Below are 24,473 nucleotides of genomic sequence, written 5' to 3' on the forward strand. Positions count from 1 at the left end.
ATTTTGAAACAAAATAATATTAAAGAACTGTCCATTCAAGTAAATTTGAATGGGCTTTCTTTTTGCATTTTAAACAGAACTTCAAATACCATTGAATTTCTTAACCATATAGCTTTTAAAAATAAGCTGACTCCTTTTGATGCGCTTAATCGTCTTAAAACCGAATTGAGTTCTAACACTGTTTTTTCCGATGAGTTTGATGCGGTTACTGTTATTCATCAAAATGAATTATCTACACTTGTGCCAAAAGATTTATATGACGAAAACCATAAGGCAGACTATTTAAAATTTAATGCCAAAATCCTAAAGACAGATTATATAACACATGATGAGATTGTAGTTAATGATTGTGTGAATATCTACATTCCCTATGTAAACATCAATAATTACATTTTTGAAACCTTTGGCGAGTTTGTTTACAAACATTCCTCTACCCTTTTAATAGATACGGTTTTACAGAACAAGAAAACGAAAGATGACCCTGAAATTTATATTAATGTAAATACATCAACTATTGAAGTTTTAGTTGTAAATAAAGGTCAACTGCAATTATTTAACGCTTTTGAATATCACAGTAAAGAAGACTTTATCTATTATATCTTATTTGTTTTTGAGCAATTAAAACTCGATGCAGAAACCGCTAAAATTTATCTTTCCGGTAACATAGAAAAAGATGATGAGCTTTATGGTGTAGTTTACACATATATTAGACATGTAGAAATCATTACTGTTGATTTTAGCTACAAACTTTCGGAGGCCATTAAAAATGAAAAACTTCATCGGCACTTTTTAATTTTAAACTCATTTTAATGCGCATTATTTCTGGTTTATATAAAGGCAGAAAGATACAGGCTCCAAAAAAACTGCCTGTTAGGCCTACTACAGATATGGCAAAGGAAGCACTATTCAATATCTTAAATAATCAATATTATTTTGATGAGATTTCTGTGTTGGATTTATTCTCTGGCACTGGTAATATAAGTTATGAGTTTGCCTCAAGAGGGACAGAACAGATCGTTGCTGTTGATGCTAATTATGGCTGTATAAAGTTTATTAAAGAAACAGCAGAAAACTTTGAAATGCCTATCAGAACTACAAAAAGTGATGTTTTTAAGTTCTTGGAAAATTCTAAACAGCAACATACCATCATCTTTGCAGATCCACCTTATGATTTTGAGGTTGAATTGTTCTCTAAAATTCCACAGCTAGTATTTCAAAATAAGTTATTGGAAGACAATGGAAGCCTTATAATAGAACACTCAAAGCATACAGATTTAAGCCATCTCGACCATTACTCACATTCAAAAAGTTATGGTGGCAATATGTTTAGTTTTTTCAAGTAAATATACCTGTTTTTAAAACCAGGTATTATCTATCTTTTTCATTCGTTGGCGATTACCTTTATTTGTAGTCTAAATCCTAAATTTAATTTATCCTTATATTGCAGTACTTCAATTCTGAATTTACTCAATGAATTCACATATAAACTGCCTCGAGTTTATAATGATTTTTAATATTAATGTTGTGGTTTTAAGCTATTAACTAAAACCAAACAATTATGAAAATTTTTAAAAAAGGGATGTTGGCCCTTATGACTGTTGTATTCGCATTCAACTTTTCCAACGCACAAGATGAACAACCAACAATGTTCGCCGTACACACCGACAATGTTAAATTTAACATGATGGCACAATACGAAGATTCGGCCAAACAACTAAAAGACAATTGCGAAAAGTACAATATTAAAGATGCGAGTTGGACCGCAATAAGTGTTGAAGATGGTCGCTATGTCTATGTCACTCCGATTAAGAGCATGGCAGATCTCGATAAAAATCCTATGGGAGATTTAGCAGAAAAAATGGGTGAAGAAGAAATGGGGAAAATGTTTGAAAAAATGAACGAATGCTACGATTCCCACAGTGATGCAATCGTCCATTTTATGTCCGATTTATCCTACTTACCTGAAGGCTATACTACACAAGGGAAAAATTATAGAGAATATCACTTTCTTTATTATTCGCCTAAGGATGCCAAAGAAATGAGTGAAGGTATGGAAAAAGTAAAAGACATGTTCAAAGCCAAAGGAGTTAAGAATGGCTACGAAGTATATCACAGTGGTTTCGGAAGCGAAGAAAGCTATTATATGGTTGCGATTGCAGGTGAAGATGGCTTGTCCATTGCACAAGGTGGAAAAGAAAATGATGAACTTTTAGGTGATGATAAAGATGCTACGTTTTATAACGTTATTAAGCTAACGACAAAGTATGATCAGGTAGAAGCTACTGTTAGACCAGATTTGAGCTATGCACCATCAGATGAAGAGTAATCAAAATCTAATCCTAAAACCATTCAAATGAAAAATTTATTAGTTATTGGGTTGTTTCTTTTAGCAATGACCTCTTGTGAAGAACACAAACAACAATATTTTGCCGACTCTGACGAAACTAAAACCTTAGAGGCAGGAATAGCCGCTTACGAAAGCGGAGATTGGGATACATGGAGAAATCATTTTGCTGATACAGCAAAAATCTATGTCAACTCTAAAGAACCCGTGACATTAGATGCCAGAGTTAATGAACTAAAAGCAATGACTGGTGCTTTTTCTTCTTATGGCTTTGACAAAGAAAAGGACCATATGGAAATGGTAATTGATAAAAACGATGAAACTTGGGTCTATTATTGGGCAACACACAATGGCTCAATGACTAATGGTACCAATTTGTCAATACCAGTGCATTTAGCGGTTCAGTTTGTCGATGGTAAAATTACCAAAGAGCATATTTACTTTGACGGCACCGAGATGAACGCTGCAATAAGTGCCATGCAAGCTGAAGCTATGGAAGAAACCGAGGTTTCTGAAGAACAGTAAAACTGACCATAATTAAAAAAACCTTCTAGTTCTAGAAGGTTTTTTTATATCTAAGCAAATCTATAAGCCGAATTCTGTATACTTTTCTTTTTAAGAAAAGATCCTTATCATTTATCTGCGTTTACTGTTACCAGCAAACTTTAGCTGCCTACCCTCCAACAATCGAGCGTGCCGCCCTCAAACGTTGGTTTACATGACATTGCACCACATAGAGTTTACCTGGTTTCACTACAGCATTACCTGTACATACTTTCTGTTGCACTTTTCCTAACCTCACGGCTGGTGGCTGTTAGCCACTATGTTGCACTATGGTGTTCGGACTTTCCTACCTTGTGCTGAAGTAAATTCAGCATAAGATCGATAAGGCGATCTACTTGGCGCAAAAGTACATAAATTGTTAATAACTCATATTAAATTCTAAGCTTCATAAATGGCTATTTAGAGGTTATTCTTAAATTTGTAATTCAGTTAATTTTTCAATGGAACATTTCGTAGTATCGGCCCGAAAGTATAGACCACAGACCTTTAAGGATGTTGTGGGTCAGCAGGCTATTACAAATACATTGCTTAATGCCATTGAAAACAACCACTTAGCTCAAGCCTTGTTATTTACAGGTCCACGTGGTGTTGGTAAAACCACCTGTGCTCGTATTTTGGCAAAGATGATTAATAGTGATGGTGATACTAAAGAGGACGAAGACTTTGCCTTCAACATTTTTGAGCTAGATGCTGCGTCCAACAACTCAGTTGATGACATTAGAAACCTAACAGACCAAGTTAGGATTCCACCACAAGTTGGTAAATACAAAGTATATATCATTGATGAGGTACACATGTTATCTGCGGCTGCATTTAATGCGTTTCTTAAAACGTTGGAAGAGCCACCAAAACACTGTATTTTCATTTTAGCGACAACAGAGAAGCATAAAATCATACCAACGATATTATCGCGTTGCCAGATTTTTGATTTTAAACGTATTACGGTTACCGATGCCAAAGAGTATCTTAAATATATAGCTGAAGAACAAGGTATTAATGCCGAAGATGATGCATTGCACATTATAGCGCAGAAAGCAGATGGAGCCATGCGTGATGCGCTTTCAATTTTTGACAGAGTTGTTAGTTTTTCTGGTAAAAATCTAACCAGACAAGCTGTAACCGAAAATCTTAATGTACTCGATTACGAAACTTATTTTGAAAGCACAGATTTAATCCTGGAGAATAAAATACCAGAACTGTTGGTGCAATTCAATACCATTTTATCAAAAGGATTTGATGGTCACCATTATATAGCTGGTTTGGCGTCTCACTTTAGGGATTTAATGGTTTGTAAAAATCAGGCAACCATTGATTTGTTGGAAGTTGGAGAAGAAACTAAACAAAAGTATGTAGAACAATGTCTAAAAACGTCCGATTCGTTTTTAATGCAAGGCATACAACTGGCCAATGACTGTGATTTAAAATATAAAACCAGTAAAAATCAACGTCTGTTAGTTGAACTGACACTTATGCAATTGGCCTCTATCACTTATGATGGAGAAAAAAAAAACAGTAGGCATTTCATAATTCCTGCTTCTTATTTCAAAGCCAAGGGCATTAAACCTATTCCTGTTGATAAAACTTCAAAGGAGGAAAAACTTGGGCAAGAGCAATCCACAGTTGAAAAAATTACACCGAAAGAAGAAACGCAAACTGCTGTCGCTGAACCTGTAGTTGTACCAAAAATTTCAATAGATAAAGCTAAGAAGACAACCTCTGGTCTATCTTTAAAAAGCATAAAGGAAAAGAAAGAACATCAAATACGTCAATTAGATGTTATTATTGATGAGGAAGACTTACCAAAAGAGCCTGTTGATCAAGAAGCATTGACTAAAGCTTGGAATGCCTATGCAAAGTCTATAGATAAAAAGGGTGAAAAGATTTTAGCTTCCATTTTACAAATGGATAGCCCAAAATTACAAGGTACCACCATTCACCTTACCTACTCTAACAACACTAACAAAATAGAGCTAGAACGCGCACAATATCCTTTATTGGCACATTTACGGAAAACCCTCATGAACTTCGACTTACACCTAGATATAAAGGTCAATGAAGAAGTAGCAAAGAAATATGCGTTTACACCAAGAGAGAAATACGAAAAATTAAAAGAGAAAAATCCAAACATAGAATTACTTAAAAAAACCTTTGGTTTGGATGTTTAAGTTGAAAACAATAAAATGCTAGGCCTAAAATTACCAACAGACCCAAGATGGGTTAATATCGTAGAAAAAAATATTGAAGATATTTTAACCGATCATGCGTATTGTGAGCAAAAAGCTGCAAGCACGGCAATTTCGCTTATCGTAAGTTTTCCTGAATATACTGAGCTAGTACAAGAAATGATAGATTTAGTCGAAGAAGAAATAAGCCATTTTAAGATGGTGCACGACTTAATTCTTGAACGTGGTTGGATTTTGGGCAGAGATAGAAAAGATGACTATGTTATTGCCTTGTTGAAATTCTTCCCAAAAGGTGGTAGTAGAACTACACAATTAGTACACAGACTCTTGTATGCTGCATTAATAGAAGCCAGAAGCTGTGAACGTTTTAGATTACTATCGGAAGAACTGGAAGACAAAAAACTGGCCAAATTCTACAGAAAACTAATGATCAGTGAAGCCAACCACTATACCATGTTTTTAAACTTCGCAAGACAATATGGTGAACGCAAGGAAGTGGATAAAAAATGGCAGCAACTTCTTGATTATGAAGCCGAAATAATGAGAGGTTTAGGGAATAAAGAGACTATTCACGGATAAAAAAAAAGCCTCAACACAAGTTGAAGCTTTATTACAAGGTTATTCTTTTAAATTTTTATACCAAAACCAAATTGCATCACATGGTTTTTGGCTTCCAAGTCAGTTAAATCTTCATCAAGTATATTAGTTAAACCATAAGAAAATCTAGCATCAACAAAAAGTTCGCTAGTAATCATATACTCTGCTCCAATAACTCCAGAAAATGCAAATGTTGAAAAACCGTCGTTATTTTTCCAGGTTTTTAAAGCTATCTGTGGTCCAGCCATAAAAGACAAACGCTCTGATGTAGAAAGTTTCAGCAAGATAGGCATTTGAATATAATCTGCTCTTATACTTTCATCCTTCCCACCTTCAGCAGACCATTGCAATTCCGTTGTTAAAGAAACGTCTTCAGATAGACCAAAATCCACAAAACCTGCAAAGGCAAAACCATTGCGGTGTTGGTTAACAAAAGTTGCGTCTGGTTCAAAATCTAGGTTAGATACATTCAGTGCTCCCCTTACACCATACTTTACATCTTGAGATAAACATATAGTAGTAAAACACACCAATACTGAGGCAAGTAATATTTTTTTCATAATCATCAATTTGAGACTGCCAATATAGATTTAAATTTTCGAATTTTGAATAAATTTATTGATTTTTACCGACAATCAGTTAAATTTTGTAATATTTTTCATTCAAAATTATACAATTACACTCGAAACGGTTTCATAATATATACTTTTTATAATACCATCAGACAACCCGATTTTGGGTACGTATATATCTTTTGCTCCGCTCCATTTCATCGCTGATAAGTATATTCTGGTTGCAGGAATAATAACATCGGCCCTATCTTGATTGAGGTTTAATTTAGTAATTCTTTCTTCATAAGAATAACTCTGCAATGTCTTATAATAACTTGTTAAGTAAAAATAGGTTAACGGTTTTCCTAGATCCTTTCCAGATATCTTGAATATCTTATTGATATTACCACCAGAACCTATAAGCTCAATTTTATAGTAATCTTTAGTATTATCCTTAATCCAGTTTTCTAGTTCAACCCAAGTTTCATTTTTTACAATATCATTGAGTAATCTTACCGTACCTATCTTAAACGATCTCGATTTTATCTTTTCGCCGTTGTGAATTATGGAAAACTCAGTACTACCACCACCAACATCAACATACAAATAGGTTTTATTAGGATCTATAAATGTATGTAAATCCGTTGCCGCTATAATAGCAGCTTCTTCTTCCCCATCAATAATATCGATGTTAATTCCACAGGTATCTAATATTTTCTGTGACAAAGGTTGGCTATTATTAGCTTCACGCATTGCAGAAGTGGCACAAGCCTTATATCTTACCACTCCATGAGACTTCATTAACAAACTAAAGGCTTTCATCGTATCTATCATACGTTCTTGGTTGTATTCTGATATGCTACCATTCATAAAAACATCCGCACCCAACCGAATTGGTACTCTGACCAATGAGTTTTTCTTAAATACTACGTTTTCATCATTTTGCTCAATGATGTTAGATATTAATAATCTTACGGCATTAGACCCGATATCTATCGCAGCATATTTCTGAATCTTCAGCATATTATCCTTCTAATTTGTTTTTATAATAATTATAGGTATCAAATTGCGCTCTTACTTTTGGTTTATTATTCCTGCGATATGTATTATCTTGAGTTTCATTAATAATACGCGCTTTAACATTGTCTTGCCAGCATATTTCAAATAATTCCTGCAGCTCTACCTTTATATCTTTATCATAAATCGGGCAACTTACTTCTACTCTATTATCTATATTTCTTGTCATCCAGTCTGCTGATGAAATATAAATTTTTGGATCCTCGTTATTTCCAAAAATATACAATCTCGTATGCTCTAAAAACTTATCAATAATACTGATGATTTCAATATTTTCGCTCATACCTTTAACTCCCGGAACCAAACAACAAAGCCCTCTTACTATCATTTGTATTTTAACTCCTGCTCTGCTAGCTTCGTAAAGTTTATCCACCATTTTATAACTGCTTATACTATTCATTTTTAATTTGAGATAAGCTGGTTTACCATTTTTGGCATTCTCAATTTCTTTGTCAATTAATGCAAAGAACTTTGACTTGGTGTAATGAGGTGAAGTAATAATGTGTTTATATCTATTTACCTTATAGTTAACCTCAAAGAAATTAAATACTTTATTTAAATCCTTTAATATTTTTTGATTGGCAGTTAGTACTGTGAAATCCGTATATATTTTAGCTGTCGATTCATTAAAATTACCGGTACTAACAAATCCGTATCTTACAACTTTGTCTCCTTCCTCGCGCTCTATAACACACATTTTGCTATGCACCTTTAAACCTGGTACACCAAATAACATATTGACTCCAGCATCTTGCATTTGCTCTGCGTAATTAATATTTGCCTCCTCGTCAAACCGCGCTCTTAACTCTATGGATACAGTAACTCTCTTACCATTTTTAGCAGCATTGATTAGTGAACTTGCAACGTGAGAGATTTGGGCTAATCTATAAATAGTTATTTTTATTGTCCTTACCTTTGGATCTAAAGCAGCTTCTCTTAAAAATTTTACGATATAAGAAAATGTGTGGTAGGGAGTATAGATTAGATAATCTTTTTTAGCAATAGTTTTAAAAATACTCTCTTCAAAACTAAGACCTTTAACGGGTAAAGGTACAATTCTCTCATAGAGCAAATCTGTACGGCCTAAACTCGGAAAATCCATATAATCTCTACGATTGTGATAGCGACCACCAGGTATTATACTATCCTTTTTATCTATTGACATACGATCTAACAGAAAATTAAGCGTATCACTATCTATATTTTTATCATGTACAAATCTTACAGGGTCACCACTTTGTCTATCTTTTACACTAGCAGATAACTTATCAATAAAACTCTTACTGAGGTCACTATCAAAATCCAACTCACCATCTCTAGTGATCTTAATCATGTGGGCAGATATCGTTTCATAATCAAAAATGTTGAAGATTTCATTGAGAAAATGACGAATAACATCATCTACTGTAATGATATAATTTGCATCGCCTTTACTTGGCAACACAATAAATCTATCCATCGTTTTAGAAATCTCTATAAGCGCATACTGGTCTGGTCGATTTAAGTTAGACATTTTAACAGATAAATATCCTGCACTATCTTTTAGTTCTGGTAAATCAATGTCTTCATTCAATACAATAACAACTAGAGCTGGGCTAATTTCTTGGTAATAGTAATTCTTTATAAAATTGTGTTGCTCAGCATCTATTTCAGTTTCATTAATGATAAAGATGTTCTCTTTTTCTAGCTCTTGCTCAATCTCATTTAATATTTCTACACTTTCACTCTGTTGATCAATGACAACTTTGGTAATTTCCTCAAGTAATTCCTCGGCTTTTATACCTCCAAGTTCACTCTTACCACCTTTGCCTGCATCAAAAATTCGCTTAACGGTTGCGTAGCGTACTTTAAAGAATTCATCTAAATTATTAGAAAAAATTCCTAAAAACCTTAAGCGTTCAATTAATGGTACATCTTTGTCTGCAGCTTCTTGTAAAACACGAGCATTAAATTGCAACCAACTCAATTCACGGTTAATATATACGTTTTTGTCTTTTGTCATTTTTTCAATTCCTTGGGAATAATTACGAGTTCAGTGGTTCCTTGTTTAAAATCTTGCCAATTATCAATGTCAAAATTAAGCTTTACAAGTCCACTAGTAGGAAGATTATCAATAAATCTGTCCCCAAAAATATTGGCTATTGATGTAAAAGCATGATTATGACCAAAAATCATGGCACTATCAATAGTATTAGGAAGTTTTTTTATAAAATTAATTACACCTTCACCACTAAAATCATACAAATCCATATCAATAGTAAAAGAATTTTCTGACAAACCAAAAACATCCATAAAAATCCTACATGTAGATAGTGCTCTTTTAGCAGGACTCGTAAAGATTTTTTCAGGCACATCATTAGACCCAAGGTATTGATTGGCTACTAATTTACCATCATTTACACCTCTTGATTTTAAAGGCCTTTCGGCATCTGAGACATCATATTTCCATGAGGATTTCCCATGCCTAACAAGTACTATTGTTTTCATATTTTTCCGTTTAAAAGCGATTTTTATCGACAAAATGTTGCATAATTCCGTTTTAACGAGTATTTTGCCCCTTTAACTCTAATGTTTGTTTTATACTTTAGTTATAAGTTCTTTTGTTTGTGTAAAATTAATGTAAATGACCCCAAATCAAAAATATATTAATCCATTCAATATTTCATTTACCTTAATAATACTTCCCTCTATTTTTTTGCAATTAACAAAACATACAATGTTGCCAAATTTTTAAATGACTAATATTGGTCATTTTAGATTTAGCCACATTATGGACATTATACGTTATTATGTACAATATGAAAAACAAATACAATTGTATTTCAGGTATAAGTATAGCTAAAACGCTCATAGTAGCGGTATTAGTTATGCTTCCATACGTGCTATTAGGTCAGCAGTCACCTTCTATTCAAACTGGCGTTACTTTTCAATGGTCAGATAATCAAGGGCTTAATTTAAACCAACCAGCTACGATACAATCTGTGAGCATAGACGGAACCGTATATAACACTTTTGTTGTACCTACGAGCTACGAGATGACTCAATTAGGAGAAGACGGACATAGTTCCAACAGAATAAGGCGAAATGGTGCTTTTGTTGGTGGTAATAGTGGTCAAGCTAATTGGGTTCAGAATGCAACTGCTGCTTTTCAAGATAAAAATTTGAATCATTATTTTAATTCAAGTAATAATGGTGAAGATTTTTGTTCAGATTTCGATGAACTAGAAGATATCGAAGAAGACTGGGAAGATGGTGAGGGTCCTCAAAAACAAACTATCTTTTACAATCCAGCTATTCCATCCAATGAAGGTGGTGTATTGGCCGTCACTGAGCGTGGTGGCAACAATTGTTTCTACATAGAAGTTTGGGGAATACCCGTTGGTGGAGGTCCAGAACAAAAATTAGGTGAAACTTTTGTCAGAAATGTAGGTAATTATACAGGTTGCCTTTTCGCTCCTCCAATTGCTGGGTCTGATTACTGGCAATCCGGACGATGCAATGAAAATGGACAAACTATTGGAGTTGGATTATTTTATTTAAACGATATCGCTCCTACAGGTTCGCGAATAACTAAGATTGAATTTGTTGCTGCTACACGAGACCATGGAGATGGGAAATTTTTTATACTTCAAAAGTATGCTGTTGATCAGAATGAAACGGAATGTGTAGATGAAAAATTTAGTGGCGATTTAAACTATAATAACAATGTACCTAATAATTCAACTTACAGTTTAATTTCTGGTCCTACACCTGCTGGCCTAAACTTCAGTCTTGATTCAAATGGAATGTATTCTTATACACCAATGCCAGGTTTTACTGGTGATGTAACATTTGAATATGAAGTATGTTTACCTGCACCAAATAATACCGTTTGTGATTCAGCTACGGTTACAATAAATTTTGTGGATTTACCTCAAGCTCCAGAAGCTAATATAAGTTGTGGTTCTGTTAATGATGATTTTACTCTGTCTGTAACTAACCCTTTAGGTACTGAGTTTGAATATTCTTTAAATGGTGGAACATTTCAAACTTCTCCAGATTTTACTAACCTCCCTGAAGGTTCGTATACTATTACTGTAAGAAATACATTTACCGTATGTGAAAATACTAATGCATCACCATTTGTTTTAGATAACTTAGAACTTACTGGAACTGTCACTGACGTTTCATGTTTTGGTGATAGTACAGGTGCGATTGATATAACCGTATCTGGTGGTAATCCTCCATACACATATGCATGGAGCAACTCAGATACTACTGAAGATTTAACAAATGTAGAAGCAGGAACTTATACTGTCACCGTCACTGATGCCAATGGTTGTACAATATCTGATGATTTTACGGTTGATCAGCCAACTGAGGAGTTAACATCAATGGTTAATTCTAGCACGGATATTCTTTGTAGAGGAGATGCTACAGGAGCAATTGATATATTAGTTAATGGTGGCACAGCGCCTTACACCTATTTATGGAATACAGGAGATACAACAGAAGACCTTTCGGGTATAGTTGCTGGTAATTATTCAGTGACCGTAACAGATGCTAATGGATGTACTTCAACAACCCAAGTAACCCTAAATGAACCGTCAGCAGACTTAGAGGGTTCTATAACAAATATAAACGACGTTGATTGTTCTAGTGATGGTGATGGTAGTTTTACAGTTAGCGCAACAGGTGGTACAAGTCCTTATCTATACTCTATTGATAACGGAGTTAATAATCAAAATAGTGGACTATTTGAAAATTTAGATAATGGAACTTATAATGTTTTAATTACTGATGCTAATGACTGTACAACTACAGTTACTGCTGTTATTGGTGTTAATGATGTGGAATCACCACAAATATCTGTCCCTAGTACAATTAATTTAGAAGGATGTTCTACTTCGGATATTATTGCTTCGAATTCTGTTTTTGAATTTAATGATTCAGGTTCAGGCGATGTTCAAAGTACATTTGCAAGCAACCCAAATTATAATGCTTCGGATGATTTTAATATAGCTTCAATAACGTATATTGATGTGATCACTTCTACCAACAACTGCCCTATAATAGTTCAACGTACGTTTACTATAACAGATAACTGCGGCAACTCTGCTTCCGCTGTTCAAAGTATTACTGTTGATGATACAACGCCTCCAACAATTACCGCTCCTGCAGATGTCACTATTGAATGTACCGACGATGAGTCCTCTGCCAATACTGGTGTGGCTACGGCTTCCGATACCTGTGGTGATGTGACCATTACCGAATCTGACGTTGAGACGGCTGCTTGTGGAAACACCAAAACTATTGTTAGAACCTTTACTGCTACCGATGCCTGTGGAAACACAGCTTCCGATACACAGACCATTACCGTTGTGGATACAACACCACCTACGATCACGGCTCCTGCCGATGTCACCATTGAGTGTACCGATGATGAGTCCTCTGCCAATACTGGTGTCGCTACGGCTTCGGATACCTGTGGTGATGTAACTATCACTCAGTCTGATTCTGAAGTTGCGGCTTGTGGGAACACGAAAACGATTACACGTACTTGGACAGCTACCGATGCCTGTGGGAACACAGCTTCCGATACACAGACCATTACCGTTGTGGATACAACACCACCAACGATAACGGCTCCGGCTGATGTCACTATTGAGTGTACGGACGATGAGTCCTCTGCAAATACTGGTGTCGCTACAGCTTCCGATACCTGTGGTGATGTGACTATTACTGAAAGTGACGTTGAGACGGCTGCTTGTGGCAATACTAAAACGATTACACGTACCTGGACAGCTACCGATGCTTGTGGGAACACAGCTTCCGATACACAGACCATTACCGTTGTGGATACAACACCACCTGTGATAACGGCTCCTGCCGATGTCACTATTGAGTGTACGGACGATGAGTCCTCTGCCAATACTGGTGTGGCTACCGCTTCCGATACTTGTGGTGATGTGACCATTACCGAATCTGATGTTGAGACGGCTGCTTGTGGCAATACAAAAACCATTACACGTACCTGGACCGCTACCGATGCTTGTGGAAACAAGGCTTCGGATACACAGACCATTACCGTTGTGGATACAACGCCTCCAACGATAACGGCTCCTGCCGATGTCACTATTGAGTGTACCGACGATGAGTCCTCTGCCAATACTGGTGTCGCTACAGCTTCCGATACTTGTGGTGATGTGACCATTACTGAAAGTGACGTTGAGACGGCTGCTTGCGGAAACACTAAAACGATTACGCGTACTTGGACAGCTACCGATGCTTGTGGGAACACGGCTTCGGATACGCAGACCATTACCGTTGTGGATACAACACCACCAACAATTACCGCTCCTGCAGATGTCACTATTGAATGTACCGACGATGAGTCCTCTGCCAATACTGGTGTCGCTACAGCTTCCGATACCTGTGGTGATGTAACTATCACTCAGTCTGATTCTGAAGTTGCGGCTTGTGGAAACACGAAAACGATTACACGTACTTGGACAGCTACTGATGCCTGTGGGAACACAGCTTCCGATACGCAGACCATTACCGTTGTGGATACTACTCCACCAACAATTACCGCTCCTGCAGATGTCACTATTGAGTGTACGGACGATGAGTCCTCTGCAAATACTGGTGTCGCTACAGCTTCCGATACTTGTGGTGATGTGACCATTACTGAAAGTGACGTTGAGACGGCTGCTTGCGGAAACACTAAAACGATTACGCGTACTTGGACAGCTACCGATGCTTGTGGGAACACGGCTTCGGATACGCAGACCATTACCGTTGTGGATACAACACCACCAACAATTACCGCTCCTGCAGATGTCACTATTGAATGTACCGACGATGAGTCCTCTGCAAATACTGGTGTCGCTACAGCTTCCGATACTTGTGGTGATGTGACCATTACCGAATCTGATTCTGAAGTTGCGGCTTGTGGAAACACCAAAACTATTGTTAGAACCTTTACTGCTACCGATGCCTGTGGGAACACCGCTTCCGATACACAGACCATTACCGTTGTGGATACAACGCCACCAACGATTGACAGTTCAAATTCTGAAGATATCATTATCGAATGTGGTGTAACACCTGATGGAACGTTAGAAGCATGGTTGGATAACAATGCTGGTAATACAGCTACCGACACTTGTGGTACTATTACCTGGTCCAATGATTATGGTTCTAATACTGATGTTGATTGCGCCAATGGTGCTATTACCGTAACCTTTACGGCTACTGATGAGTGTGGCAATGCGTCTAGTACAACTGCGACATATTCTATCGTGGATACGGTTGCGCCTGTATTGACTGTTCCTGCTGACATGACCGTTGAATGTACGGAAAGTACAGAGCCATCTGAAACCGGTACGGCTACTGCAACGGATGATTGTGCGTCTCCTAACATAAGCTTCTCAGATACTGAGGTCGCTAACTGTGGGAATACAAAAACGATTACTCGTACTTGGACCGCTACCGATGCCTGTGGGAACACGGCTTCCGATACACAGACCATTACCGTTGTGGATACAACACCTCCTACGATCACGGCTCCTGCCGATGTCACCATTGAGTGTACGGACGATGAGTCCTCTGCAAATACTGGTACGGCTACCGCTTCGGATACTTGTGGTGATGTGACTATCACTCAGTCTGATTCTGAAGTTGCGGCTTGTGGGAACACTAAAACCATTACACGTACCTGGACAGCCACTGATGCCTGTGGGAACACAGCTTCAGATACGCAGACCATTACCGTTGTGGATACAACACCTCCTACGATCACGGCTCCTGCCGATGTCACTATTGAATGTACCGACGATGAGTCCTCTGCCAATACTGGTGCTGCTACCGCTTCCGATACTTGTGGTGATGTGACCATTACCGAATCTGATGTTGAGACGGCTGCTTGTGGCAATACAAAAACCATTACACGTACCTGGACCGCTACCGATGCTTGTGGAAACACGGCTTCGGATACACAGACCATTACCGTTGTGGATACAACGCCTCCAACGATAACGGCTCCTGCCGATGTCACTATTGAGTGTACCGACGATGAGTCCTCTGCCAATACTGGTGTCGCTACAGCTTCCGATACTTGTGGTGATGTGACCATTACTGAAAGTGACGTTGAGACGGCTGCTTGCGGAAACACTAAAACGATTACGCGTACTTGGACAGCTACCGATGCTTGTGGGAACACGGCTTCGGATACGCAGACCATTACCGTTGTGGATACAACACCACCAACAATTACCGCTCCTGCAGATGTCACTATTGAATGTACCGACGATGAGTCCTCTGCCAATACTGGTGTCGCTACAGCTTCCGATACCTGTGGTGATGTAACTATCACTCAGTCTGATTCTGAAGTTGCGGCTTGTGGAAACACGAAAACGATTACACGTACTTGGACAGCTACTGATGCCTGTGGGAACACAGCTTCCGATACGCAGACCATTACCGTTGTGGATACTACTCCACCAACAATTACCGCTCCTGCAGATGTCACTATTGAGTGTACGGACGATGAGTCCTCTGCAAATACTGGTGTCGCTACAGCTTCCGATACTTGTGGTGATGTGACCATTACTGAAAGTGACGTTGAGACGGCTGCTTGCGGAAACACTAAAACGATTACGCGTACTTGGACAGCTACCGATGCTTGTGGGAACACGGCTTCGGATACGCAGACCATTACCGTTGTGGATACAACACCACCAACAATTACCGCTCCTGCAGATGTCACTATTGAATGTACCGACGATGAGTCCTCTGCAAATACTGGTGTCGCTACAGCTTCCGATACTTGTGGTGATGTGACCATTACCGAATCTGATTCTGAAGTTGCGGCTTGTGGAAACACCAAAACTATTGTTAGAACCTTTACTGCTACCGATGCCTGTGGGAACACCGCTTCCGATACACAGACCATTACCGTTGTGGATACAACGCCACCAACGATTGACAGTTCAAATTCTGAAGATATCATTATCGAATGTGGTGTAACACCTGATGGAACGTTAGAAGCATGGTTGGATAACAATGCTGGTAATACAGCTACCGACACTTGTGGTACTATTACCTGGTCCAATGATTATGGTTCTAATACTGATGTTGATTGCGCCAATGGTGCTATTACCGTAACCTTTACGGCTACTGATGAGTGTGGCAATGCGTCTAGTACAACTGCGACATATTCTATCGTGGATACGGTTGCGCCTGTATTGACTGTTCCTGCTGACATGACCGTTGAATGTACGGAAAGTACAGAGCCATCTGAAACCGGTACGGCTACTGCAACGGATGATTGTGCGTCTCCTAACATAAGCTTCTCAGATACTGAGGTCGCTAACTGTGGGAATACAAAAACGATTACTCGTACTTGGACCGCTACCGATGCCTGTGGGAACACGGCTTCCGATACACAGACCATTACCGTTGTGGATACAACACCTCCTACGATCACGGCTCCTGCCGATGTCACCATTGAGTGTACGGACGATGAGTCCTCTGCAAATACTGGTACGGCTACCGCTTCGGATACTTGTGGTGATGTGACTATCACTCAGTCTGATTCTGAAGTTGCGGCTTGTGGGAACACTAAAACCATTACACGTACCTGGACAGCCACTGATGCCTGTGGGAACACAGCTTCAGATACGCAGACCATTACCGTTGTGGATACAACACCTCCTACGATCACGGCTCCTGCCGATGTCACTATTGAATGTACCGACGATGAGTCCTCTGCCAATACTGGTGCTGCTACCGCTTCCGATACTTGTGGTGATGTGACCATTACCGAATCTGATGTTGAGACGGCTGCTTGTGGCAATACAAAAACCATTACACGTACCTGGACCGCTACCGATGCTTGTGGAAACACGGCTTCGGATACACAGACCATTACCGTTGTGGATACAACGCCTCCAACGATAACGGCTCCTGCCGATGTCACTATTGAGTGTACCGACGATGAGTCCTCTGCCAATACTGGTGTCGCTACAGCTTCCGATACTTGTGGTGATGTGACCATTACTGAAAGTGACGTTGAGACGGCTGCTTGCGGAAACACTAAAACGATTACGCGTACTTGGACAGCTACCGATGCTTGTGGGAACACGGCTTCGGATACGCAGACCATTACCGTTGTGGATACAACACCACCAACAATTACCGCTCCTGCAGATGTCACTATTGAATGTACCGACGATGAGTCCTCTGCCAATACTGGTGTCGCTACAGCTTCCGATACCTGTGGTGATGTAACTATCACTCAGTCTGATTCTGAAGTTGCGGCTTGTGGAAACACGAAAACGATTACACGTACTTGGACAGCTACTGATGCCTGTGGGAACACAGCTTCCGATACGCAGACCATTACCGTTGTGGATACTACTCCACCAACAATTACCGCTCCTGCAGATGTCACTATTGAGTGTACGGACGATGAGTCCTCTGCAAATACTGGTGTCGCTACAGCTTCCGATACTTGTGGTGATGTGACCATTACTGAAAGTGACGTTGAGACGGCTGCTTGCGGAAACACTAAAACGATTACGCGTACTTGGACAGCTACCGATGCTTGTGGGAACACGGCTTCGGATACGCAGACCATTACCGTTGTGGATACAACACCACCAACAATTACCGCTCCTGCAGATGTCACTATTGAATGTACCGACGATGAGTCCTCTGCAAATACTGGTGTCGCTACAGCTTCCGATACTTGTGGTGATGTGACCATTACCGAATCTGATTCTGAAGTTGCGGCTTGTGGAAACACCAAAACTATTGTTAGAACCTTTACTGCTACCGATGCCTGTGGGAACACCGCTTCCGATACACAGACCATTACCGTTGTGGATACAACGCCACCAACGATTGACAGTTCAAATTCTGAAGATATCATTATCGAATGTGGTGTAACACCTGATGGAACGTTAGAAGCATGGTTGGATAACAATGCTGGTAATACAGCTACCGACACTTGTGGTACTATTACCTGGTCCAATGATTATGGTTCTAATACTGATGTTGATTGCGCCAATGGTGCTATTACCGTAACCTTTACGGCTACTGATGAGTGTGGCAATGCGTCTAGTACAACTGCGACATATTCTATCGTGGATACGGTTGCGCCTGTATTGACTGTTCCTGCTGACATGACCGTTGAATGTACGGAAAGTACAGAGCCATCTGAAACCGGTACCGCTACTGCCACGGATGATTGTGCGTCCCCTAACGTAAGCTTCTCAGATACTGAGGTCGCTAACTGTGGGAATACAAAAACAATAACACGTACCTGGACGGCCACTGATGCCTGTGGGAACACCGCTTCAGATACGCAGACCATTACCGTTGTGGATACAACACCTCCTACGATTGACAGTTCAAACTCTGAAGATATCATTATCGAATGTGGTGTAACACCTGATGGTACGTTAGAAGCATGGTTGGATAACAATGCTGGCAATACAGCTACCGACACTTGTGGTACTATTACCTGGTCCAATGATTATGGCTCCAATACTGATGTTGATTGCGCCAATGGTGCTATTACCGTAACCTTTACGGCTACTGATGAGTGTGGCAATGCCTCTAGTACAACTGCGACATATTCTATTGTGGATACGGTTGCGCCTGTGTTGACTGTTCCTGCTGACATGACCGTTGAATGTACGGAAAGTACAGAGCCATCTGAAACCGGTACCGCTACTGCCACGGATGATTGTGCGTCCCCTAACGTAAGCTTCTCAGATACTGAGGTCGCTAACTGTGGGAATACAAAAACAATAACACGTACCTGGACGGCCACTGATGCCTGTGGGAACACCGCTTCAGATACGCAGACCATTACCGTTGTGGATACAACGCCTCCAACAATTACCGCTCCTGCCGATGTCACTATTGAGTGTACCGACGATGAGTCCTCTGCCAATACTGGTGTCGCTACCGCTTCCGATACCTGTGGCGATGTGACCATTACCGAATCTGACGTTGAGACGGCCGCTTGTGGAAACACGAAAACAATTACACGTACTTGGACCGCTACCGATGCTTGTGGAAACACGGCTTCAGATACACAGACCATTACCGTTGTGGATACAACGCCTCCAACGATCACGGCTCCTGCCGATGTCACCATTGAGTGTACCGACGATGAGTCCTCTGCCAATACTGGTGTCGCTACAGCTTCCGATACTTGTAGTGATGTCACCATTACCGAATCTGACGTTGAGACGGCTGCTTGTGGCAATACAAAAACCATTACACGTACTTGGACCGCTACCGATGCTTGTGGAAACACCGCTTCCGATACGCAGACCATTACCGTTGTGGATACAACACCACCTACGATCACGGCTCCTACGGATGTCATCATTGAATGTGGAGAAGATGAGTCTAGTGCCAACACAGGAATATCTACTGGCACTGATACATGTGGTAGTGTGGTTATTACTGAAACTGATATGGAATCTGCTGCTTGTGGAAATACAAAAACGATAACAAGGACATGGACCGCTACTGATGAATGTGGTAATTCTACGTCTGCTGTTCAAACAATTACGGTAGTGGATACTACAGCACCTACATTTAATGAATCATTACCTGTTGACATAGAAGTGGAATGTGATGCTATACCTGAAGCAGCAACCTTGACTGCATCTGATAATTGTGGTGAGGTTACCCTCTTATTTAATGAGGATACTATTGCAGGTGCTTGCATAGGTGATTATATTATTGAGCGTACTTGGAAATTTACGGACAGCTGCGCTAATGAAATTGAGCATACTCAAATTATAACCGTAAGAGATACTACTCCACCTGCTTTGGTTACACCTTTTGATGAAAATATTACAGTAGCTTGTAATGATATTCCTGAAGTTCCAAACTTAGTATTCCAGGATGAATGTTCTAACGATATAGATGTTGTATTCAATGAAACATCTACTCAAGCAAATGATTTTGAGGATTATGAAATTATTAGAACTTGGACTGTAACTGATGATTGTGGTAATGTCGCTGACTTTACTCAAACTGTTTCAGTTGAAATAAGCAATGTTATAGAAGCCTCTGATACAACACGCTGTATTTTAGATATTGAATTCGATTTATTCGATTTACTTTCTGGTGATTTTGACATGAATGGAACCTGGACTGTAGAATCTGGAGATGCAACTATAAATGGAAGCTTATTTGACCCTTCTACAGTTATAGTAGGCAACTATGTGTTTAAGTATTCTATAACGGAAGGGCCTTGCCCTACAGAAGCTGAAGTTACTGTTGCCGTTGATGACGAGTGTACAGTATTACCTTGTAGTGATGAAAACAACGTTATTATTTCTAAAACAGTAACGGCTAATGGAGATAATAATAATGAATTCTTTACAGTCACTGGACTTGAATTCTGTGGATTTACAATAGAAGTAGAAATATTTAATCGTTGGGGAGCAAAGATTTATGAATCTAGAAATTACCAAAACGATTGGAACGGTGATGCACACGGATCATCGGTAGGAAATTCTGGAAAAGTCCCAACCGGAACCTACTACTATATAATTAATTTTAGAGATAGTGGATTAAAACCATTTGCTGGTCCAATCTACGTAGCAACAAACAAATAAACTTGACCGATGAAGTTACCTAAATTATTAAGTATTGTAATATTTATCTTGGGAGTGTCTACTGCTTTTGCACAGCAGCTACCCCAATTTACGCAATACATGTTTAACACCATCTCTATAAACCCTGCCTATGCAGGCAGTAGAGAAACATTCAGCGCTGTTGGCTTACACAGAAGTCAATGGGTTGGATTAGAAGGTGGTCCTGAGACACAGACTTTATCCATTCATACTCCGTTGAGAAATGAAAAGATTGGTTTAGGATTGTCATTTATAAATGATGAATTGGGTTATGAAAACTTTTCATACATATATGGTGATTTTTCATATACCATTCAAACTGGAGTAAACTCTAAATTAGCTTTTGGGTTAAAGGCCGGGTTTACACATTATAATTTAGATGAAGAGCTACTTAACGACCCATCTGTAGTAAATGACCCATTTTTTAATGATGTTTCTAACCGTTGGAGTCCAAATGTTGGTGCTGGTTTATATTGGCATTCGCAACGTTGGTATGTTGGTCTTTCAGCGCCAAGAATACTTAACACAGATTATAATAATGGGAGACAAGGTACATTAGATTATGTAGCGTTAGAACGTATTAGTTATTATATTACTGGTGGCTATGTTTTCGACTTAAGTGAAACGACAAAATTAAAACCTTCTGTATTATTAAAAGCGACCAATGGCGCTCCATTATCCTTTGATGTTTCGGCTAACTTTTTATTTAACGAAACCTTTTGGATTGGTGCAGGATATAGAATCAACGAATCCGCTGCTGCAATTGGTGGTATTGCAGATTTTCAAATTTCAAAACAAATGAGAATTGGCTATGCCTACGAGTATCCAATTTCAGATTTAAGACCTTATACAAGTGGTACGCACGAAGTGCTGCTTATGTTTGAAGTATTTAAAAGTAAACGTATAAAATCACCTAGATACTTCTAAAAGAATTGTGTTATGAAGACAAAGATTATAACTTTCATATTTATTTTAGGCTACTCAATTTCTTATTCGCAAACTAAGTTGGCCGATAAGTTTTTTGAAAACTATGGTTACATAAAGGCCATAGAGCTATACGAAAAAGCGGTTGAAAATGGTGACAATAGTGCGCATGTACTAACGCGTTTAGGAGATGCTTACTATAATAATTCAAATTCTGAAAAAGCAGCTTATTGGTATGGAGAAGCCTTGAAAGAACATAAAAATATAGATGCCGAATATCTTTACAAATACATTCAATCACTAAGAAGTATAGGTAAATATGATGAAGCCGATAAATGGTTTAAAGAATTAAGTGCTGCACAGCAAGGCGATAGCAGGTTGAAAGGATATAATCCTGATGAAGTAGATTTGTACGCCAAACTTACCACTAAAAATAAGGTTATTGTAAATATTGAAAACCTTCCATTTAATTCTGAAAATTCAGACTTTGGAGCTTACATTTTTGACAACACCTTATACTTTGCATCTGCCAGAGGTGATGATAATAAAGTATACAGCTGGAACAAAGAACCATTTTTAGATTTATTTGAAGTACCTCTTACGGACGATAACGGTGTAATTACCTATGGTTCATCTGCAGAGATTTCATCTAGCGCTATTAATACAGTATACCATGAAGCTTCTGTAGCTATTACCAATGATGGCAAAACTCTTTATTTTACCAGAGACAACATTAACAAGCGTAATAAATTAAAATACGATAACAAAGGAACGACACACCTTAAGCTTTATAAGGCAACTTTAGAAAATGATCAATGGTCTAATGTTGTAGAACTTCCTTTTAATGATGATGTGTATTCTACTGGGCATCCAGCATTAAGTCCAGATAATAAAACACTTTACTTTGTCTCTGATCGCGAAGGTGGTTTAGGACAATCAGACATTTATGCTGTAAAAATCAATGAAGACGGCACTTATGGCGAACCAGAAAATCTTGGAGAAAAAATTAATACAGAAGGACGTGAAATGTTTCCTTTTGTGGCAAAAGACAATACACTTTACTTCTCGTCTGACGGCCATTTGAACTTAGGTTTATTAGACATCTTTGAGTCCGATATTCTAAAAGGTATACGCACAGAACCTGAAAATATGGGATCGCCATATAACAGTGGTTATGATGATTTTGCATTCTTTATGGATTCAGAAACCGAAAAAGGTTATTTCTCATCCAATAGACCAAATGGCAAAGGTAGTGATGACATCTATAGCTTTAACGCACAACAATGTAAACAATACATTGCTGGAGTAGCAAGAGATAGTAAAACCAATATTATACTAACAGGTGTTATGGTGCGCTTAATTGATGAAACCGGAAAAGTTGTAGAAGAATTTTTCACTAAAGACGGTGGTGAATATACCTTTACTGTAGATTGCAACAAAACTTATTCTGTAGTTGGTAACAAGCCAGACTATAAAGAAGACCAACTAGCAGTGACAACGGCTTCCGATAATGAAAAAGTCAATACTGTAGATTTAATGTTAGAACCTCTGATTATTGATAACCAAATCGTTATTAACCCTATTTTCTTCGATTTTGACAAATGGAACATTAGAACAGATGCACAATACGAACTTGAGAACATAGTAGACGTAATGCGCAAACACCCTAACATGGTAATTAAAATTGAATCTCATACAGACAGTCGTGGTGGTGACAGGTACAACATGAAACTTTCTGACAGACGTGCAAAATCCACAAGAGATTATATTATCTCTAGAGGTATTGATGCAGATAGAATTGAAAGTGCAATAGGTTATGGTGAATCACAACTTTTAAATAAATGTGCTAACCGTGTAAAATGTACTGAGGAAGAGCATCAACTGAACAGACGTTCTTACTTCTATATTGTAAAAGAATAATTTTACCCTCAAAATTACTTAAGTAAAAGCAAGCTCTAACAGGCTTGCTTTTTTATTAATAAATTAATCTTAAATAAATACTTATAAGTAAACCATATATTATTTTTATTATATGAAAGTGGATAAGTATGTAAACGAATTAAAAAATCTTGGTTATTCAACAGTTGAAGATATTTATTCAACAAGAGAAATAAGTTCTATTATTAATTGTATTGAAAACACAGTAGTTAAGGACGAAGATCCTATTTCGAAAAATAAAAGTATATATGCTATTCGTCAATTATTAAAAGTAGTACCTGAATTAAAACACTACATTTTCAATGATAATTTAATTCATGTTTTAAACAAACTCTATAAGTCTAGGTACTTTATAACTAAAGCCATTTACTTTGACAAACCTCCGAAATCAAATTGGTTTGTTGCTTATCATCAGGATTTGAGTATTTCTGTAAATAAAAAAGTTGAATTGAATAGTTATCAAAATTGGACATACAAGAAAGGGCAATATGGAGTTCAGCCACCTGAAGAAATTCTTCAAAATACTATTACCGTCAGAATACATTTAGACGATACAAAAAAAGATAATGGTGCTTTAAAAAATATCCCCAAATCTCATTTAAAGGGTATTATCAAAAAGAATCGGAAGATTTGAATTTGAAAAGTG

At 38.3% G+C, this 24,473-nt stretch carries 14 protein-coding genes and 1 other RNA gene; 10 read left to right on the top strand and 5 right to left on the bottom strand.

What is annotated here, in order from left to right:
- Positions 1-3 precede the first annotated feature (3 nt).
- The 4 genes from ACQ65V_RS13515 (at position 4) to ACQ65V_RS13530 (ending at position 2,869) form a co-directional block, all read left to right on the top strand.
- Positions 4-810 (top strand): DUF3822 family protein, encoded by an 807-nt coding sequence (locus tag ACQ65V_RS13515; protein ID WP_430468319.1) that lies wholly within the window; start codon positions 4-6, stop codon positions 808-810.
- Entirely contained in the window at positions 810-1,343 is a 534-nt protein-coding gene (gene rsmD / locus ACQ65V_RS13520; protein ID WP_430468320.1) for a 16S rRNA (guanine(966)-N(2))-methyltransferase RsmD, read from the top strand. Before ACQ65V_RS13515 ends, rsmD begins: the two co-directional genes overlap by 1 nt.
- Positions 1,344-1,558: 215 nt before the next feature.
- Positions 1,559-2,326, top strand: a complete 768-nt coding sequence (locus ACQ65V_RS13525) for a hypothetical protein (protein WP_273289784.1) — start codon at positions 1,559-1,561, stop codon at positions 2,324-2,326.
- A gap of 27 nt (positions 2,327-2,353) precedes the next feature.
- Positions 2,354-2,869, top strand: coding sequence for a nuclear transport factor 2 family protein (locus ACQ65V_RS13530; protein ID WP_430468321.1), 516 nt, complete (start codon positions 2,354-2,356; stop codon positions 2,867-2,869).
- Positions 2,870-2,916: 47 nt separating this feature from the next.
- Here ACQ65V_RS13530 and rnpB read toward each other — a convergent pair.
- An RNA gene (rnpB, locus tag ACQ65V_RS13535) (RNase P RNA component class A) lies at positions 2,917-3,246 on the bottom strand.
- 102 nt (positions 3,247-3,348) lie between these two features.
- Between rnpB and ACQ65V_RS13540 the strand changes: the two genes are divergently transcribed.
- Positions 3,349-5,073 carry a DNA polymerase III subunit gamma/tau gene (locus tag ACQ65V_RS13540; RefSeq protein WP_430468322.1) on the top strand — a complete coding sequence of 575 codons (1,725 nt, stop codon included), beginning with the start codon at positions 3,349-3,351 and terminating at the stop codon, positions 5,071-5,073.
- Positions 5,074-5,088: 15 nt separating this feature from the next.
- A complete protein-coding gene (locus ACQ65V_RS13545; RefSeq protein WP_430468323.1) occupies positions 5,089-5,670 on the top strand; it encodes a tRNA-(ms[2]io[6]A)-hydroxylase in 582 nt (193 codons plus the stop codon).
- 47 nt (positions 5,671-5,717) lie between these two features.
- Here the strand turns inward: ACQ65V_RS13545 and ACQ65V_RS13550 are convergent, their stop codons facing one another.
- From ACQ65V_RS13550 to ACQ65V_RS13565, 4 genes are all read right to left on the bottom strand, one after another.
- A complete protein-coding gene (locus ACQ65V_RS13550) occupies positions 5,718-6,248 on the bottom strand; it encodes a porin family protein (protein WP_155087681.1) in 531 nt (176 codons plus the stop codon).
- A 108-nt stretch (positions 6,249-6,356) separates the two neighbouring features.
- On the bottom strand, positions 6,357-7,262 hold the full coding sequence (locus ACQ65V_RS13555) for a Ppx/GppA phosphatase family protein (protein WP_430468324.1): 906 nt from the start codon (positions 7,260-7,262) through the stop codon (positions 6,357-6,359).
- Position 7,263: 1 nt separating this feature from the next.
- Entirely contained in the window at positions 7,264-9,318 is a 2,055-nt protein-coding gene (gene ppk1 / locus ACQ65V_RS13560; protein ID WP_430468325.1) for a polyphosphate kinase 1, read from the bottom strand.
- The gene (locus ACQ65V_RS13565; RefSeq protein WP_430468326.1) at positions 9,315-9,803 is read right to left on the bottom strand and encodes a SixA phosphatase family protein; all 489 of its coding nucleotides are present in this window, start codon (positions 9,801-9,803) and stop codon (positions 9,315-9,317) included. The genes ppk1 and ACQ65V_RS13565 overlap by 4 nt, the downstream gene beginning before the upstream one ends.
- Before the next feature lie 311 nt (positions 9,804-10,114).
- Between ACQ65V_RS13565 and ACQ65V_RS13570 the strand changes: the two genes are divergently transcribed.
- The 4 genes from ACQ65V_RS13570 to ACQ65V_RS13585 all read left to right on the top strand — a co-directional run bounded on the left by ACQ65V_RS13570 (position 10,115) and on the right by ACQ65V_RS13585 (position 24,461).
- Entirely contained in the window at positions 10,115-20,947 is a 10,833-nt protein-coding gene (locus ACQ65V_RS13570; protein WP_430468327.1) for a gliding motility-associated C-terminal domain-containing protein, read from the top strand.
- Between the two features lie 9 nt (positions 20,948-20,956).
- Positions 20,957-21,892 (top strand): PorP/SprF family type IX secretion system membrane protein, encoded by a 936-nt coding sequence (locus tag ACQ65V_RS13575; RefSeq protein WP_155087706.1) that lies wholly within the window; start codon positions 20,957-20,959, stop codon positions 21,890-21,892.
- Between the two features lie 12 nt (positions 21,893-21,904).
- Positions 21,905-23,809, top strand: coding sequence for an OmpA family protein (locus tag ACQ65V_RS13580; protein ID WP_430468328.1), 1,905 nt, complete (start codon positions 21,905-21,907; stop codon positions 23,807-23,809).
- Positions 23,810-23,921: 112 nt separating this feature from the next.
- Positions 23,922-24,461 (top strand): phytanoyl-CoA dioxygenase family protein, encoded by a 540-nt coding sequence (locus tag ACQ65V_RS13585; RefSeq protein ID WP_430468329.1) that lies wholly within the window; start codon positions 23,922-23,924, stop codon positions 24,459-24,461.
- The last annotated feature ends 12 nt before the right edge of the window (positions 24,462-24,473 follow it).

It is taken from the genome of Winogradskyella ouciana, assembly GCF_965284585.1.
GTDB lineage: Bacteria > Bacteroidota > Bacteroidia > Flavobacteriales > Flavobacteriaceae > Winogradskyella > Winogradskyella ouciana.

Coding starts and splice junctions, on each gene's coding strand:
- rsmD (WP_430468320.1), top strand. CDS start 810: ATGCGCATTATTTCTGGTTTATATAAAGGCAGAAAGATACAGGCTCCA.
- ACQ65V_RS13525 (WP_273289784.1), top strand. CDS start 1,559: ATGAAAATTTTTAAAAAAGGGATGTTGGCCCTTATGACTGTTGTATTC.
- ACQ65V_RS13530 (WP_430468321.1), top strand. CDS start 2,354: ATGAAAAATTTATTAGTTATTGGGTTGTTTCTTTTAGCAATGACCTCT.
- ACQ65V_RS13540 (WP_430468322.1), top strand. CDS start 3,349: ATGGAACATTTCGTAGTATCGGCCCGAAAGTATAGACCACAGACCTTT.
- ACQ65V_RS13545 (WP_430468323.1), top strand. CDS start 5,089: ATGCTAGGCCTAAAATTACCAACAGACCCAAGATGGGTTAATATCGTA.
- ACQ65V_RS13550 (WP_155087681.1), bottom strand. CDS start 6,248: ATGAAAAAAATATTACTTGCCTCAGTATTGGTGTGTTTTACTACTATA.
- ACQ65V_RS13555 (WP_430468324.1), bottom strand. CDS start 7,262: ATGCTGAAGATTCAGAAATATGCTGCGATAGATATCGGGTCTAATGCC.
- ppk1 (WP_430468325.1), bottom strand. CDS start 9,318: ATGACAAAAGACAAAAACGTATATATTAACCGTGAATTGAGTTGGTTG.
- ACQ65V_RS13565 (WP_430468326.1), bottom strand. CDS start 9,803: ATGAAAACAATAGTACTTGTTAGGCATGGGAAATCCTCATGGAAATAT.
- ACQ65V_RS13570 (WP_430468327.1), top strand. CDS start 10,115: ATGAAAAACAAATACAATTGTATTTCAGGTATAAGTATAGCTAAAACG.
- ACQ65V_RS13575 (WP_155087706.1), top strand. CDS start 20,957: ATGAAGTTACCTAAATTATTAAGTATTGTAATATTTATCTTGGGAGTG.
- ACQ65V_RS13580 (WP_430468328.1), top strand. CDS start 21,905: ATGAAGACAAAGATTATAACTTTCATATTTATTTTAGGCTACTCAATT.
- ACQ65V_RS13585 (WP_430468329.1), top strand. CDS start 23,922: ATGAAAGTGGATAAGTATGTAAACGAATTAAAAAATCTTGGTTATTCA.